Annotated in this window: 17 protein-coding genes; 6 read left to right on the plus strand and 11 right to left on the minus strand. The window is 58.8% G+C overall.

Features of this window, described 5'->3' with window-relative positions:
• The first annotated feature begins 172 nt into the window (after positions 1-172).
• Both ACJ8QI_RS06885 and ACJ8QI_RS06890 read left to right on the plus strand, forming a co-directional pair.
• On the plus strand, positions 173-823 hold the full coding sequence (locus ACJ8QI_RS06885; RefSeq protein ID WP_016927930.1) for a riboflavin synthase: 651 nt from the start codon (positions 173-175) through the stop codon (positions 821-823).
• 54 nt (positions 824-877) lie between these two features.
• Positions 878-1171: an I78 family peptidase inhibitor gene (locus ACJ8QI_RS06890; protein ID WP_038874785.1), complete on the plus strand. Its 294-nt coding sequence runs from the start codon at positions 878-880 to the stop codon at positions 1169-1171.
• A gap of 72 nt (positions 1172-1243) precedes the next feature.
• On the opposite strand, the gene cfa is transcribed toward ACJ8QI_RS06890, so the two are convergent.
• A complete protein-coding gene (gene cfa / locus ACJ8QI_RS06895; RefSeq protein WP_038874787.1) occupies positions 1244-2395 on the minus strand; it encodes a cyclopropane fatty acyl phospholipid synthase in 1152 nt (383 codons plus the stop codon).
• A gap of 343 nt (positions 2396-2738) precedes the next feature.
• The gene (gene punC, locus ACJ8QI_RS06900) at positions 2739-3950 is read right to left on the minus strand and encodes a purine nucleoside transporter PunC (protein WP_070914913.1); all 1212 of its coding nucleotides are present in this window, start codon (positions 3948-3950) and stop codon (positions 2739-2741) included.
• Between the two features lie 123 nt (positions 3951-4073).
• Here punC and punR point away from each other — a divergent pair, with 123 nt between their 5' ends.
• A complete protein-coding gene (punR, locus tag ACJ8QI_RS06905; protein WP_060419177.1) occupies positions 4074-5018 on the plus strand; it encodes a DNA-binding transcriptional activator PunR in 945 nt (314 codons plus the stop codon).
• On the opposite strand, the gene purR is transcribed toward punR, so the two are convergent.
• On the minus strand, positions 5015-6040 hold the full coding sequence (gene purR, locus ACJ8QI_RS06910) for an HTH-type transcriptional repressor PurR (RefSeq protein WP_033638375.1): 1026 nt from the start codon (positions 6038-6040) through the stop codon (positions 5015-5017). The genes punR and purR overlap by 4 nt on opposite strands.
• Positions 6041-6364: 324 nt before the next feature.
• Here purR and cydH point away from each other — a divergent pair, with 324 nt between their 5' ends.
• Positions 6365-6454: a cytochrome bd-I oxidase subunit CydH gene (gene cydH, locus ACJ8QI_RS06915; protein WP_019455989.1), complete on the plus strand. Its 90-nt coding sequence runs from the start codon at positions 6365-6367 to the stop codon at positions 6452-6454.
• A 61-nt stretch (positions 6455-6515) separates the two neighbouring features.
• On the opposite strand, the gene sodB is transcribed toward cydH, so the two are convergent.
• Positions 6516-7094: a superoxide dismutase [Fe] gene (sodB, locus tag ACJ8QI_RS06920; RefSeq protein ID WP_004931333.1), complete on the minus strand. Its 579-nt coding sequence runs from the start codon at positions 7092-7094 to the stop codon at positions 6516-6518.
• 199 nt (positions 7095-7293) lie between these two features.
• Positions 7294-8112 carry a C40 family peptidase gene (locus ACJ8QI_RS06925; protein ID WP_048233575.1) on the minus strand — a complete coding sequence of 273 codons (819 nt, stop codon included), beginning with the start codon at positions 8110-8112 and terminating at the stop codon, positions 7294-7296.
• A gap of 415 nt (positions 8113-8527) precedes the next feature.
• Here ACJ8QI_RS06925 and ACJ8QI_RS06930 point away from each other — a divergent pair, with 415 nt between their 5' ends.
• Positions 8528-8875 carry a Grx4 family monothiol glutaredoxin gene (locus ACJ8QI_RS06930; protein ID WP_004931329.1) on the plus strand — a complete coding sequence of 116 codons (348 nt, stop codon included), beginning with the start codon at positions 8528-8530 and terminating at the stop codon, positions 8873-8875.
• Positions 8876-8943: 68 nt separating this feature from the next.
• Here the strand turns inward: ACJ8QI_RS06930 and rnt are convergent, their stop codons facing one another.
• From rnt to ACJ8QI_RS06960, 6 genes are all read right to left on the minus strand, one after another.
• A complete protein-coding gene (gene rnt / locus ACJ8QI_RS06935) occupies positions 8944-9627 on the minus strand; it encodes a ribonuclease T (RefSeq protein WP_442532259.1) in 684 nt (227 codons plus the stop codon).
• A 78-nt stretch (positions 9628-9705) separates the two neighbouring features.
• Positions 9706-10113, minus strand: a complete 408-nt coding sequence (gloA, locus tag ACJ8QI_RS06940) for a lactoylglutathione lyase (protein ID WP_004931325.1) — start codon at positions 10111-10113, stop codon at positions 9706-9708.
• Positions 10114-10451: 338 nt separating this feature from the next.
• Positions 10452-11555, minus strand: coding sequence for an alkene reductase (locus tag ACJ8QI_RS06945; protein ID WP_060432117.1), 1104 nt, complete (start codon positions 11553-11555; stop codon positions 10452-10454).
• Positions 11556-11645: 90 nt separating this feature from the next.
• Complete coding sequence (locus ACJ8QI_RS06950; protein WP_442532685.1) at positions 11646-12251, minus strand: TetR/AcrR family transcriptional regulator; 606 nt, start codon at positions 12249-12251, stop codon at positions 11646-11648.
• 118 nt (positions 12252-12369) lie between these two features.
• Positions 12370-14007: a phosphoethanolamine transferase EptA gene (gene eptA, locus ACJ8QI_RS06955; protein ID WP_100396334.1), complete on the minus strand. Its 1638-nt coding sequence runs from the start codon at positions 14005-14007 to the stop codon at positions 12370-12372.
• Between the two features lie 138 nt (positions 14008-14145).
• Entirely contained in the window at positions 14146-14787 is a 642-nt protein-coding gene (locus ACJ8QI_RS06960) for an NAD(P)-dependent oxidoreductase (RefSeq protein WP_149572352.1), read from the minus strand.
• A 139-nt stretch (positions 14788-14926) separates the two neighbouring features.
• Between ACJ8QI_RS06960 and ACJ8QI_RS06965 the strand changes: the two genes are divergently transcribed.
• Positions 14927-15856 carry a LysR substrate-binding domain-containing protein gene (locus tag ACJ8QI_RS06965; RefSeq protein ID WP_187135399.1) on the plus strand — a complete coding sequence of 310 codons (930 nt, stop codon included), beginning with the start codon at positions 14927-14929 and terminating at the stop codon, positions 15854-15856.
• Positions 15857-15869 lie beyond the last annotated feature (13 nt).

The following is a 15869-nucleotide window of genomic DNA, read 5'->3' on the forward strand; positions in this document are numbered from 1 at the left end:
GCGGAATTTTGTCAAAAATATTGTACCTGCTCGGCGTCGTTAAGCAAACGCCGCAGATAAATAGTTATTAAATGCGCAGGCCCGCGTTTTTTGCCTACGCGGATTTGGTTTTCAGCGCCAACTGGGGCAAACTGCCGGGAGCGTTTTAACCTATTAGTAAGAAGAGGCACATATGTTCACCGGTATCGTACAAGGCACCGCGCCGCTGGTCGCCATTGATGAGAAACCCAATTTCCGCACCCACGTGATCGAGATGCCTGCCGAGCTGTTGCCTGGGCTGGAGCTGGGCGCGTCGGTGGCCCATAACGGCTGCTGCCTGACCGTGACCGCGGTGGAAGGCAACCGCGTCAGCTTCGATTTGATCAAGGAAACGCTGCGCCTGACCAACCTCGGCGATCTGGCGCTGGGCGACATCGTCAATATCGAGCGCGCGGCGAAGTTCAATGACGAAATTGGCGGTCATTTGATGTCCGGCCATATTATCTGCACGGCGGAAGTGGCCAAGATTTATACGTCAGAAAATAACCGCCAGGTATGGCTGCGCATGCCGAATGCGGAATTGATGAAATATGTGCTGCACAAAGGTTTCATCGGCATAGACGGCATTAGCCTGACCATCGGCGAAGTGGTGAATAATCGTTTCTGTGTGCACCTGATCCCGGAAACGCTGGATCGCACCACGCTGGGTAAGAAACGCCTGGGCGATAAGGTGAACATCGAAATCGATCCGCAAACGCAGGCGGTGGTGGATACCGTCGAGCGCGTGCTGGCCAACCGGGAAGCGACGCTGGCGGCGGCGATGGCGCCGGCGCACAAAGACTGACAGCGATTCTGGCGTTGCCGCCGGCATCGAATCATAAGCAGAGAGGAGAAACGCGTGAAGTTTTATGGGAAAACGTTGTTGTTAACCGCGTTGCTGGCGCTGAGCGCCTGCAGCAGCTCACCTGAGCAGGGCGCCGGCGCGCAAATGGCCGATGCGGACGATACCTGCGGCGCTTCGCAGTATCAAAACTTCGTCGGTAAGCCGATGACCTCGCTGGAAGGCGTGCGGATCGACGCCAAGGTGCGCGCCATTCCGTACAACTCTGCCGTTACCATGGATTTCAACCTGCGCCGCCTGAACTTCCTTGGCGATAGCAACGATAAAATCATTCGCGTTTATTGCGGTTAACCCGCAGCATCCGAAAGAGCAAAAAAAAGCCCCGGCGATGATGTTACCGGGGCTTTTTTATTGGGGAAACGTTCAGCGCGCGACGCGAATGCCGCCTTCAACGCCTTTCGGGCTGAACACCACCTGCCACAGCTGCAGATCGCGCGCCCGGAACGCGCCGGCGCAGGCGTTCAGGTAGTAGCTGAACATCCGCTCGAAGCGTTCGGAATAGCGCGGGGCAAGCTGCGGCCACGCCTGTTTGAAGCGCTCGAACCAGGCCATCAGCGTGCGGTCGTAGTCGGCGCCGATGTTGTGCCAGTCTTCCATCACGAAATGGCCCTCGCTGGCTTCGGCAATATGGCTCACTGAAGGCAGGCAGCCGTTCGGGAAAATGTACTTGTTGATCCACGGATCGACGTTCATATCGGTCTTGTTGGAGCCGATGGTGTGCAGCAGGAACAGGCCGTGCGGCGCCAGATTGCGTTCTACCACGTTGAAATAGGTGCGGTAGTTTTTCGGCCCGACGTGCTCGAACATGCCGACCGAGACAATGCGATCGAACTGCTGATGCAGATCGCGGTAATCCTGCAGCAGGATCTGCACATCCAGCCCGGCGCAGCGCGCCTGAGCCAGCTTCTGCTGTTCGGCAGAAATGGTTACGCCGACCACTGACACGCCGTAATGCTTCGCTGCATAGGCGGAAAGACCGCCCCAGCCGCAGCCGATGTCCAGCAGGCGCATACCTGGCTGCAGCTGCAGTTTTTCGCAGATCATCCGCAGCTTCGCTTCCTGCGCTTCCTCCAGCGTGGTGGCGTCTTTCCAGTAGCCGCAGGAATATTGCATGTAAGGATCGAGCATCAGGGTAAACAGATCGTTGCCGAGATCGTAATGTTCTTTGCCGACGATCCAGGCGCGCTTTTTCGATTGCAGGTTGGTCAGGCGCGCGGCGGCGATACGCAGGGTATCTTTCAGGTGGTGGGGGAGTTTCTTCTCCAGCCCGGCGCTGACCACGCGCTGGAAGAACATATCCAGCCGTTCGCACTCCCACCAACCGTCCATGTAGCTTTCGCCCAGGCCCAGCGACCCTTGCTGCAGGACGCGTTTAAAGAAATCGGGGTTTTTAACCTGAATATCGAAAGGGCGCGATCCGTTGATTTCAATGCCGGCCAGACCGAGCATTTCGTGCGCGATACGGTACCACTGATTGTCCTGGATGCTCAGATCTTCTATACACGATGAACTCATAGCTTCTCCATCACCTTCTTCTGACTGATGACCCGTTAGGAAACAGCTTAGACAATTTCTGCGGGTGCATACGTTTACCGGCGGAAAATAGGCCCGCGGCGTCTGATATCCGACTATGAACAGAGGAAATTTAAAGAAACGACCCGGCGCGAACGGCGCGGGATAAACGCATCCTTAAAAAAGAGTGTGACGCAAAGCGCGTACACAAGTGCTAATTGAGATATAGAGATTATAAGGTGTTACTTTACAAGGTTGTTTTTGAGTATAGGCGTGCCGAGGCGTTGACTCAACTGTAAATCGCACTCGGCACGCATATTCTTTAAGTGATTATTAAACTTGGTAATTATGACGCTGAGTTAGCATGTTCCCGCTGCGCCTTTTGCTGCGCGTCAACTGCTTTTCCCCGCTGCAGGAAATACCCCAGCGCGGCCAGGATCACCGTCGATACCATTACCGTCACCGTCGCCAACAGCGGCTGGGCAATGAACGCCGACACCAGCATGCTCGCCACAAAACACAGCCCCAGCTGCAGCGTATTTTGCAGCGCGGCGGCCTTGCCACTGCTTTCCGGGAACGGCATCAGCGCATTCGCCACCATGATCGGATAGCCGGCGCCGTTGACCAGCGCCATCACGCAGAACGGGATCAGCAGCGTGGTGAGCGTCGGTGCGGTCAGGGTCGCCACCAGATACAGCGCCACCATGCTGACACCATAAGCTACCAGCAGCCACGGCAGCAGGGTTTTGCCATTGATGCGCTTGAGCGCGGCGCGGCAGCCATAGCCCCCCAGCAGGAAAGCCAGCGTCTGCGGCACATAGCTCAGACCGATGTCGCTCGGGCCATAGCCCATATCACCGAGGATGAACGGCGAGCCGGTCAGCCAGGCGAAGAAGCCTGCCGAGCAGGCGGCGTACATGGCGACGTTGCCGCTGAACACCGGGGATTTCAACAGTCGCCAGAAGCTGACGCCGTTTTTTGGCGCCTCGGCGGTGGGCTGCGTTTTGGCGCGCTCTTTGAGCATCAGCGTCGGCAGCAGCAGCAGTACGGTGATGGCCAGCAGCACGGCGAAGATCGCGCGCCAGCTGGCGTGGTTCAACAGCCAGGCGCCCAGCAGCGGCGCCAGCGCCGGCGACAGCGCCACCAGCGGCATGATGGTGGCGAATACGCGATTGGCCTGGCCTTCGCGATAGCGGTCGACCACCAACGCTTGCCAGATGGCGGCGGCGGAACAGACGCCGACGGCCTGAATAAAGCGCAGGATCCAGAGCTGCACGGCGTTCTCTACCCACAGCATGCCCAGGCAACCGAAGGCGAACAGCGTCAGGCCGATCAATAATACCGGTTTGCGGCCCAGACGGTCGGAGAGCGGCCCCCACAGCAGCTGCGCGAAGGCGAAGCCGGCCAGGAAGATGCTCAGGCTGGCGCTCACCGCGCCGGCGGAAATTTGCAGTTCTTCCCGCATGGCGCCGAAGGCGGGCAGGTACATGTCGGTCGCCAGATAACCCAGCATGCTCAGGCCGGCGAGGTAGAACATAAAGCCAAAGGAATTTCGCATGGTATTTCTCGTTAATATTTTAATGTCGCAGGTTTTTAGCGCCGGCCAGTGTATCCGGCTGGATCTCTGCTTGTGAAACGGTAATATTTGCAAAGTGCTGTTAAAAAAATTGAAGGCAAAGCGATGTGGTCTGAATATTCTCTTGAAGTGGTCGACGCGGTGGCGCGCACCGGCAGTTTCAGCGCGGCGGCGCAGGAGCTGCACCGGGTGCCGTCGGCGGTGAGCTATACCGTACGGCAGCTGGAGCAATGGCTGGCGGTGCCGCTGTTTGAGCGGCGTCACCGCGATGTGGAGTTGACGCCGGCCGGCGCGCTGTTTATCAAGGATGCGCGAGTTGTTATCAAAAAAATGCTCGACACCCGCCGCCACTGTCAGCAGGTGGCCAACGGGTGGCGCGGCCAGCTGAATATCGCGGTGGACATCATCGTCAAACCGCAGCGCAGTCGCCAACTGGTGCTGGATTTCTACCGTCATTTCCCCGACGTCGAACTGATGCTGCAACCCGAGGTGTTCAACGGCGTGTGGGATGCCTTGGTGGACGGCAGGGCGGACATGGCAATCGGCGCCACCCGTGCGGTGCCGGTCGGCGGCGGCTTCGCCTTCCGCGACATGGGCTATATGAACTGGCTGTGCGTGGTCAGCCCGCAGCACCCGCTGGCGCAACTGACAGGGCCGCTGAATGACGATCAGCTGCGGCCGTACCCTTCGCTTTGCCTGGAGGACACCTCGCGCAATCTGCCCAAGCGCGTCACCTGGACGCTGGATAACCAGCGGCGGCTGGTGGTGCCGGACTGGACTTCGGCGCTCGACTGTTTGTGCGCGGGGCTGTGCGTCGGCATGATGCCGGCACATCGGGCGCTGCCGCGGGTGCAGCGCGGTGAGCTGAAGGCGTTGCAGCTGCAGCAGCCGTTTCCCGCCAGCCCTTGCTGCCTGACCTGGCAGCAGGATAAACCCTCACCGGCGATGAGCTGGCTGCTGGCGTATCTGGGCGATGGGGAGACGCTGAACCAGGAGTGGCTGAGCGAGGCGGAACCGGAAGCCGCGCAGGCTTCCGGCGCGGGGGATTAGCGGCGGTAGTCGATGAACGGGCCGTCGGCGACCGAGCGGCGTTCAATCAGCTTCGGATGCACTTCGATCACCTGCGACTCTTCGCGTTTGCTGATGATGCGATCCAGCAGCATGGTGAAGGCCATTTCGCCCAGGCGTTCTTTAGGCTGGTGAATGGTGGTCAGCGCCGGGGTGAAGTAGCGGGCGTTGCGCACGTTGTCGTAGCCGATCACGGAAATATCCTGCGGCACCCGCAGCCCCAGCTCGTCGGCGGCGCAGATGGCGCCCATCGCCATGATGTCGCCGCCGCAGAATACCGCGGTCGGCCGCTGCTTTTGCGACAGGATTTGGTGCATCGCCTTGTAGCCGGACTCCGGCTCGAAGTCACCCTGGACGATCCACTCTTCGCGAATGTCGATATGCGCTTCCTGCAGCGCCTTCATAAAGCCCTGGTGACGGCCGCCGCCGGTATTGCGCGACAGCTGGCCCGGAATGGCGCCGATATCGCGGTGGCCGCGCTCGATCAGGTAACGGCCGGCCAGATAGCCGCCTTCGAACGCGTTATCGATGATGGTGTCGGTGAAGTCGCCGCGCGCGGCGCCCCAGTCCATCACCACCATCGGGATGTTGCGGTAGTCTTCCAGCATGCCCAGCAGCTGATCGGGGTACTCGGAGCACATGACCAGCAGGCCGTCGACGCGCTTTTGCGCCAGCATCGCCAGGTAGGCGCGCTGCTTGTCGAGATTGTTGTGCGAGTTGCACAGGATCAGGGTGTAGCCTTTGCTGTAGCAGCTGTTTTCCACCGCCTCGATCACTTCGGCAAAGTAGGGCGCTTCGCTCGAGGTGGCCAGCAGGCCGATCGACTTGGTGTGATTGACTTTCAGGCTGCGCGCCACGGCGCTCGGCGAGTAGTGCAGCTCTTTGATGGCGGCCCACACGGCCGCTTTGGTCTCTTCGGCGACGAAACGAGTCTTATTGATGACGTGCGAAACGGTGGTGGTGGAAACGCCCGCGCGTTTGGCCACATCTTTAATCGTTGCCATGTAAGGAATGACTCCTGAACTCACATGTTTACAGCATGTAAGTGTGATGTTAATCGTTTGCCTACGTAGATCCTTCTCCAGAGAAGCGAAAACTGAGTTTTTAGTGTGTTGAAGTCTTCAGCGCTTAATCAGGAGGGGCATGGATGCCGGTACGCAGTTGTGAACTGCGAATTTTGTCGCATATTGAACAAAAGTGGAAGAGGTAATCGAGATTATAAACCGGGAAATGATAACAAGATTTTATCGGCGAACTGTGGGAAAATGATTTGACGTACTAATTGTGCGCCTTTTATCCTTAGGAAAGCCCATTTTAAAGGAGTTGTCATGGATACCGAATTGAAGATGTCGCTGTTCACCACCGTCTGCGCATTGGCGGTCATTATCGCTTTCAGCTTCGTTGCCGCGTTGAACTGATTTACCCCCGGTTATAAAAAAGGCGCAGCCTGGCTGCGCCTTATCACCTCAGAACCTGCGCTTACGCCAGGTTTTCCGCTGCGAAGGTCCAGTTGACCAACGCCCAGAAGTTTTCCAGGTATTTTGGACGCGCATTGCGGTAATCGATGTAATACGCGTGTTCCCACACGTCGACGGTCAGCAGTGGTTTGTCTTCACCGGTCAGCGGGGTGGCCGCGTTGGAGGTGTTGACGATCGCCAGCGCGCCGTCCGGCTTTTTCACCAGCCAGGTCCAGCCTGCACCGAAGTTTTTCACTGCGGCATCGGTGAACTGCTCTTTGAACGCAGCGAAAGAGCCGAAGGATTTGACGATTGCCGCCGCCAGTTCGCCCTGCGGTTCACCGCCGCCCTGTGGCGACAGGCAGTGCCAGTAGAAGGTGTGGTTCCACACCTGCGCGGCGTTGTTGAAGACGCCGCCGTTAGAGGTCTTGATGATCTCTTCGAGCGATTTGCCTTCGAACTCGCTGCCTTTCACCAGGTTGTTCAGGTTAACCACGTAGGTGTTGTGGTGTTTGCCGTAGTGGTATTCCAGGGTCTCGGCGGAGATGTGCGGCTCGAGCGCGTTTTTCTCATACGGTAATGCAGGTAATTCAAACGACATTGCTTCCTCCTTTACAGCGCCATTCGCTTCCCGCCGGGGCGAGAGCCGTATGGGCCGTTTTTTATTGTGGTCATTCAATCTTAACAATTTTCATCATAAAAAACAGGAGGAAAAGCGAGAAATGCGCGTGGGGAAGTGCGATGGGCGATAGCTTGAGCAGGCGGTTGCGACCGGGGCCGCAACCGCGCAGAACAGGGCATTAACGAATGGTTTTCGGCGTCACTACGCGGCGTGCGCCGATGTAGTGGTTCTGCCAATAGTCGTTGTCGAGCTGACTGATGCGGATCTCTTCACCGGTGCGCGGCGACTGGATGAACTTGCCGTTACCGAGGTAGACGCCGACATGGTCCGCCACGCCGCGGTTGTTGATGCGGAAGAACACCAGATCGCCGCTTTCCAGTTCGCTTTTCTTGATCGGCGCCGCATCGCGCAGGTGATACATCTCGTTGGCGGTGCGCGGCATCTTGATTTTCACTACGTCTTTATAGGCGTAATAGATAAGGCCGCTGCAATCGAAGCCGGTGCGCGGCGAGCTGCCGCCCCAGCGGTAAGGTTTGCCCATCTGTCCCATCAGCTTGGCCATCGCGGTCTGCTTGGCGTGCTGGTAGCGTTTTTTGTGCGCGGGGCTGAGTTTCAACGGCTTTTCTTCACGCGCCAGTTTGGCGGTGGCCATACCGGCTTCGCGGTGGCGACCATAGCCTTTTTTATAGCCTTTTTTCGGCGGGGTGACTTTAATCTTGGCGGTTTTCTGCGCTTTGGCCTTGGGTTTGGCGCTGACGATCTTTTTCGCGCTTTTCTCGCTTTTTGCCTTGGCGGTCTTGGTTTTTTTCTCGGGGGCCGTCACTTTGGCTTTTTTGGCGGCTTTGTCCGCTTTCTTTTTTCTGCGGTCATCGGGCCGCGCTTCATTAGCATGGCTTTTACGCTGCTCGGCGGCGACACGCGCCTGTGGCGCAGCGTGCGCCAAATTGAAGAAGAGCTGCGTAAACAGCAGCGCAAAGAGCGTAAGAATTAAACGCATGTCGACGTCACCAACCTTGGCCCCGAAACGGATATCGAAAGAGTTACAGTATTCCCGAATTTCGCCATATAAAACAGCGAAGAACTCATAAATAATAATCCATATTGTGAGAAAACGTTAATGACATTTTTTTTGGTTCAAAATCAGCCTGTTGATGTATGAAAAAGCGCCAGTTGGCGGTGGGGATATAATTAATCCGCGCCGTCATCGCGACGCAATATATTAGTGAAATGGTCGGATTAAAAATGTTATTCTCGACGTATGTTTTGACCGGAATGACGTGGCCGGTGAAACGCGATCGGCGGCGGGCGAATATCCTTGCAAAAGATGGCGTTTTCTTGCGACTGTTCCAGCCGCTACAATAGCCCGCGTGATGCATGTTGTAGCCATGAAATGTGGCTTGAGGAAGCAATAAATGACGACGACACTTGAAAAAATTCAGCACCAGATCGCTGAAAACCCGATTCTGCTGTACATGAAAGGTTCGCCTAAGCTGCCGAGCTGCGGCTTCTCCGCACAGGCTGTGCAAGCGCTGTCCGCCTGCGGCGAGCGTTTCGCCTACGTGGATATTCTGCAAAACCCGGACATCCGCGCCGAGCTGCCAAAATATGCCAACTGGCCGACGTTCCCGCAGCTGTGGGTAGACGGTGAGCTGGTCGGCGGTTGCGATATCATCATCGAGATGTATCAGCGCGGCGAACTGCAGCAGCTGATCAAAGAAACTGCGGAAAAGTATAAAGCGCAGGAAGACCAACAGTCTTAATCGACAGGCTTGCGGTTATCGCGCAATGGGCGGCGCCAGTGCAAACTGGGCCGCCTTTTTTATTGGGCTTATTCGGCGAGGTCGCCGGCGGGCAGCGGCCAGCCGCCGAGACGTTTCCAGCGGTTAACCAGCTCGCAAAACAGCAGGGCGGTTTGTTCGGTGTCGTACAGGGCGGAGTGCGCCTGGTTGCTGTCGAACGGCATGCCGGCGGCGATGCAGGCTTTCGCCAGCACCGTTTGGCCCAGCACCAGGCCGCTCAGCGCGGCGGTGTCGAAGGTGGCGAACGGATGGAACGGGTTGCGCTTCAGGCCGGCGCGCTCGGCTGCGGCCATCAGGAAGCTGTGATCGAAGTTGGCGTTGTGTGCCACGATAATGGCCCGGTTGCAACCGCGATCCTTGAGCCCTTTGCGCACCGCTTTGAAAATGGCGTGCAGCGCGTCATATTCGCTGACCGCGCCGCGCAGCGGGTTGTGCGGATCGATGCCGTTGAACGCCAGCGCTTCCGGCTGCAGGTTGGCGCCCTCGAAAGGCTCCACGTGGAAGTGCAGGGTCTCGTCCTGCTGCAGCCAGCCGTCCTCATCCATTTTCAGCGTGACGGCGGCGATCTCCAGCAACGCATCGGTATTGGCGTTGAAGCCGGCGGTTTCAACATCTATTACTACGGGATAAAACCCACGAAAACGACCACTCAGGGCGTTAAGATCACTTTTCTCGGCCATCAGTTTCTTATCTTCATCGAATGCAGCGCGCATTATGGCAAATTTTGCGCCCGGTTGCAGGCGCTATTGCGCGGAGAATCAGCAGGGCGCAGCGCGCCCTGAAGGGGAGGCCTAGTGGCCGAGGCCCTGACCGGCATGTTTATTTTCGATCAGCTCGATTTTGTAGCCGTCCGGATCTTCGACGAAGGCGATGACCGTGGTGCCGCCTTTCACCGGGCCGGCTTCGCGGGTGACCTTGCCGCCTGCGCGGCGGATGCTGTCGCAGGTGGCGGCAACGTCGTCCACGCCCAGCGCCAGGTGGCCGAAGGCGGTGCCCATGTCGTAGCTGTCGGTGCCCCAGTTATAGGTCAGTTCGATAACCGCGCCTTCGCTCTCTTCCGTATAGCCGACGAAAGCCAGCGAGTATTTGTACTCTGGGTTTTCGCTGGTGCGCAGCAGGCGCATGCCTAATACCTTGGTGTAGAAGTCGATGGCGCGTTGCAGGTCACCGACGCGGATCATGGTATGGAGTAAGCGCATAATTCCTCTGAATTGGCTGTGCCGTGGCAGACGGCGGGTGGATTGAAGCTCCAGCGAGTATAGCCTTGTCCCGCAAGGGAATTCAACGTAACGAATGAGTGACAATGTCACTTGTGGGGCTCGCGACGGTGATGTCTAAATATTGATCGAGCGTACCGATCGATACAGAGTAATTGATCTGCACAATCAATTATCTATTTCGACGGCAAGCGTGTAAAAATTGAACGGCAGTAGAGCACAACACCAGGGAACACCGGCCCGCCCCGTGCGGGCTTTTTTGCGTGCGGCGCATAAAAAAACGGCCAGGCAGTCGCATGGCCGTTTGGGATCAGGACGGGTTACTTCGCCAGAAACGGATAGTCGGTATACCCTTCGGCGCCGCCGCCGTAGAAGCTTTCCGGCTTAGGTTCGTTCAGCGGCGCGTGCTGACGGAAGCGCTCCACCAGATCCGGGTTGGCGATGTAGCTGCGGCCGAAGGCCACCGCGTCGATGAAACCTTTTTCGATCAAGGCTTCGGCTTTTTCGGCGGTGTAGGCGCCGGCGCCGACGATCACCCCTTTAAAGTGGGCGCGCACCGAGTCGCGGAAGGCGTCAGAATACGGCTTGCCGCCGGCCCAGTCCGGCTCGGAAATGTGCAGGTAGGCGATGTTGCGCTTGTTCAGCTCTTCCACCAGATACAGCGCCGCGTCTTCCTGATCTTCACCGTTGTCCAGCCCGTTGAACGGCCCCAGCGGCGAGATGCGGATGCCGATGTGTTCAGAACCCCATTCGGCGACCGCCGCGTCGACCACTTCCAGCGTCAGGCGGGTGCGATTCTCGATGCTGCCGCCGTATTGATCGGTACGTTGGTTGGAGGCCGGCGACATGAACTGATGCAGCAGATAACCGTGGGCGGCATGCAGTTCGATGAAGTCGAAGCCGGCTTCCCGCGCGTTGGCGGTCGCCTGGCGGAAATCGTTGACGATGCCCGGGATCTCGCTGGTTTCCAGCGCGCGCGGCGTGGAGGTCGGTACGCGCACCCAGGCGCCGGTTTCATCACGCACGGTGGTGCGGGTTTCGGCGTTGATTGCCGAAGGGGCGACCGGTGCTTGCCCGCCCGGCTGCAGGCTGGCGTGGGAGATGCGGCCTACGTGCCACAGCTGCACGGCGATATGGCCGTTTTTATCATGCACTGCCTGCGTGATGTTTTTCCATGCGGCGATCTGCTCCGGCGTATGCAACCCCGGCGCACCGGCGTAGCCTTTCGCCTGGAAGGAAACCTGCGTCGCTTCGGTCACGATCAGGCCCGCGCCGGCGCGCTGTGCGTAATATTCCGCCATCAGCGGCGTAGGAATATCGCCCGGCTCGATGCTGCGCAGACGCGTCAGCGGAGCCATAAACACGCGGTTGGGCAGGGTGATGGCGCCAACCTTCAGCGGAGAGAGCAATTTTTCAGTCTTCATAGTGCATCCTGTATTTAATAGACCGGTCGTCTAGTGGTGGGCGATAAAAAACCACGAACTGCATTTTTCAATAAAAAGAAATTGTTACCGTTACGGTTGCGGCGGGCGCAGCAGCAACTCGATGCTTTCCAGCGCGCTGGTCAACGGCGCCAGCGAGTGGCGGATCTTGGCGCGCAGCGAAGCGCCGAGCCACAGTGAGTACAGCGTCTCTGCGGTCGCTGCCGGGCTCATGGCCACCGACAGCGAGCCCTCGGCGATACCGCGTTCGATGGCCTCCTGCAGGTGGCCGATCACGCGAGCGGTGCCCGTTTCCAGCGCATGGCGCATCGGTTCTGACAGATCGCTCACCTCGGCGGAAAGCTTCACCGCCAGGCAGGCGTTATGGCATTCGCTGCGGCAGTGGTAGCTGATGGCCTGGGCGTAATAGCCGAGCAGCTGGTGGCGGGCATCGCCGTGCTCATCGGCAAACAGCGCCTGCATTTCTGCATCATAATGCGCGAAATAGCGGTGCAGCATCGCTTCGCCGAAGGCTTCCTTCGAGCGGAAATAGTGGTAGAACGAGCCTTTCGGCACGCCCGCAGTGGCCAGCAATTCGCTCAGCCCCATGCCAGTAAAGCCCAGGCGCAGGCTGAGAGTTTCGCCGGTGGCGAGCAGATGTTCACGTGTGTCCACGTTGCAATGCGTTGATTTGGTCATCATGGTGCCGAGTATAATAGACCGATTGGTCTAGGTCAATGGGAATAAAAAAACCGGCGCACAAAACGCCGGTTGTCTGCGAACTATTGTGCCCCAGCGGCACGAGGAAGTTAAGCGCTTACGCCGCGTTGCGGCAACGCTGCAGGATATCCAGCCGGGATTGATATTCGCGGCTTTGTACGTTCAGCATGCCCAGCAGGGTATGGAACAGGTTGTCCTGCGACACATCGTCCTTTTCCGCCAGCGCGTTCAGGCATTGGCGATCGACGCCGAAGTTGCGCTGATAGTCGGCCGACATCCACATCAGGAAAGGCACGTGCGTTTGCTGGCTCGGCGCGAAGACATAAGGCGTGCCGTGCAGGTACATGCCGTTTTCCCCCAGCGACTCGCCGTGATCGGACAAATAGACCAGCGCGGTATTGAAGCGGTCGTCATACTGCTGCAGCAGCTTGATGGTGGCATCGAGCATCGCGTCGGTATACAAGATCGAGTTGTCGTAGGTGTTCACCAGCTGTTCATGGCTGCAATCCTGGATCTGATTGCTGTTGCAGGTCGGCGAAAATGTCTGGAATTCTGGCGTGCTGCGGCGGTAGTAAGCCGGGCCGTGGCTGCCCATCTGGTGCAGCACGATCACGCCGTCGTCTTTCAGGCTATTGATGTAGTCGTTCAGCTTATACAGCAGCACGTTATCCATGCAAACTTCGCCGTCACAGTCCTGCGGCAGTTTCAATTTGGTCATGTCGATGTGCGGCACCCGGTCGCAGGCGCCTTTGCAGCCGCCGTCGTTATCGCGCCACAGCACGTTGACGCCGGCATGCGCCAGCACGTCGAGCATGCCCTCCTGGTGTGCCGCCTGAGTCGCGTCGTACTCTCTGCGCGGCATGTTGGAGAACATGCAGGGGACGGAGATCGCCGTCTCGGTGCCGCAAGAGCTGGCGTTCTTGAAGTAGACCACGTCGTCCTGCTTCAGGCGCGGGTTGGTTTCGCGCTCGTAGCCGCCGAGGGAGAAGTTTTCGGCGCGGGCGGTTTCGCCCACCACCAGGATCACCAGCGTTTTCTTGGCCTGCCCGGCGATCAGCGGCCCTTTGCGCGCGTCTTCACCGATTTTTACCAGCGGCAGATTGCGGGTGAAATAGCGCTGTTCGGTAAATTTGAGCGTGCCGGCGACGAAGTTGGAAGGCGTCAACATCTTCACCACGCTTTTATTGTTGCGGATCAGCGAAGCGTAGTCTTTGTAGAACAGCGCGGCGACGATCAGGATCACCACCAACGACAGCATGACGTTGGCGGCGCGCAGCCCGACCATATACCACCAGGGGCGGGTCTGGCGAATATGGGCGAAGCAGACCGCCACCGCCGGCAGAACGCCGAGCAGCGCCAGCCACAATCCCATGCGCGGCGTCAGCAGCGCCGTCGCTTCCTGGGTATTGGTTTCGAAGGCGTTCTGCATCATGTTGCCGTCGATCACCACGCCATAGCTGTACATGAAATAGTTGGCTGCGGCGCTGCCCAGCAAGAAAAAGACGATCAGCGGCTTGCGCAGGTAGGGCACGGTCAACACGCTGAAGATGATATTCAGCGCACAGAAAATCACCACCGGCATGCTGGCGGCGAAAATGACGCTGTGGACGCTATCGAAGGTGATATACGACCAGGCGCGGTGCAGGAATAACGCGTTTTGAAACAGAGTGAAGAACAGGGCGGTGGCGAGGATAAAACCGAGGCTGTTGCACTGTAAGCGTTGACGTAACCACATTGCCAAATCTGGATCCTGAGAGGAGATAATGCCTTGAAATCTACCGGATGAAACTTAAGAAAACCTTAGAAATTCAGAATACTGGCGGCGGTGAACGCAGGGAAAACGCCAGGCCGGGCGGCCTGGCAATAAGGCAGTTTAGTAGGCGGCGGTGAACTGCGCGCGAATAAACTGTGGTTTTTCAATCTCATCGACGATGGCGACCGCCAGATCTTCCACCGAAATGCTGGCCGGCGCTTCGCCGTTCATCAGCAGCTGGGTGGTGCCGAGGCGGAACTGACCGGTACGTTTACCCGGTTCCAGCAGGGCAGCCGGCGAGAGATAGGTCCAGTCGAGCGCCGATTCATTGCGCAGCTTGTTGCGCAGATCGCGTACCGCCTGCGCGCCGGGGCGGATATTTTCCGGGAACTGCGGCGTATCCACCAGTTCAACGCCCGGCGCCACTTCCAGGCTGCCGGCGCCGCCGACCACCAGCAGGCGCTTGACGCCGGCCTGTTCGACCGCGGTGAGGATCTGTTGGGCGCCTCGAGCGGTCTTTTCATACAGGTTGTCTTCGCCCCAGCCGGGGTTGTAGGCGCTGATCACCGCATCCTGACCGCGCAATTGCCCCGCCAGCCAGGCGGTATCGGCAACGTCGCCCAGTGCGACGGTCAGATTGGCGTGCTCCGGCAACTCTTTGTTCTGGCGGGCGATCGCCGTCACCTGAATGCCGCGAGCCAGCGCTTCATCCACCACGCGGCGGCCAACAAAACCGGTTGCTCCAATAATGGCTACTTTCATCTGTATGCTCCTTCGGGGATGTGTTCAGTATCATGAAGCAGGCCGATATGCCTGCTGCGTGGTTTATACTCTAGCCCTTAACAATAGCCGTGATTAGTGCCATATTCATGCTTTCTTGATTAAGTAAAACTTCATAATCGTGGATAAACTCAATCGAATGGCGATATTCGCCACCGTGGTGGCGGAGGGGTCGCTGGCCGGCGCGGCGCGGCGGCTGGGCATGACGCCGTCGGCGGTCAGCCAGCATATGCGCTCGCTGGAGAAGGCGCTCGGGGTGCCGCTGCTGCACCGCTCCACCCGTCGTCTGGCGCTGACCGAGGCGGGGGCGGCGTTTTACCCCGGCTGCGAGGCGATGCTGCAACAGGCGCAGCAGGCGGAACAGCGGCTGGCGGAGCTGCGGGATACGCTGGTGGGTGAGCTGCGCATCGCCACCCCGGTCGGCATCGGCGGCCGATCGCTGGCGGAGGCGCTGGCGCCGCTGCTGCAGGCGCATCCCAAGCTGACGCTGCGGGTGCTGGCGGACGATCGCATCGTTGATATGATAGAGCAGCGGGTCGACATTGCGCTGCGGGCCAACCGGCAGCTGGCGGACGCTAATATGATCGCGCACCCGCTGACGGCATGGCCGATGGTGCTGTGCGCCGCACCGCGTTATCTCAGCCAGCATGGGGTGCCGGAAAAACCGCAGGATTTGGTGCAGCACCGCTGGATCTCCAGCGGCTACAGCGGGGCCCATCTGGACCTGCTGCACCAGTCCGGCCAGCAGGTTAAGCTGCGGCTGGCGGAAGGGCAGATCGTCAGCGAGAGCATGAACGTGATGCGCGCCTTTACCCGCGCCGGGCTGGGCATTTCCATTCAGCCGCTGTATGAAATTGGCGACGAGCTTCAGCGTGGCGAGCTGTTGCTGCTGTTGCCGGAGTGGCGGCCGGCGCCGCTGCGGCTGCACGCGCTGACGCTCGAGCGTAACGTGCCGGAGAAAAGCCGCCAGGCGCTGCGTTATTTGCGCGACTATTTTCGCCGCAATGGCGAAAAGGGACTTGCCAGCGGCGGCGATGGCGTCTTCAATTAGCAAGAGAACGCAG

Origin of the sequence: Serratia sp. CY84636 (assembly GCF_052166245.1) — a bacterium.
GTDB classification, from domain to species: Bacteria; Pseudomonadota; Gammaproteobacteria; order Enterobacterales; family Enterobacteriaceae; genus Serratia; species Serratia nevei.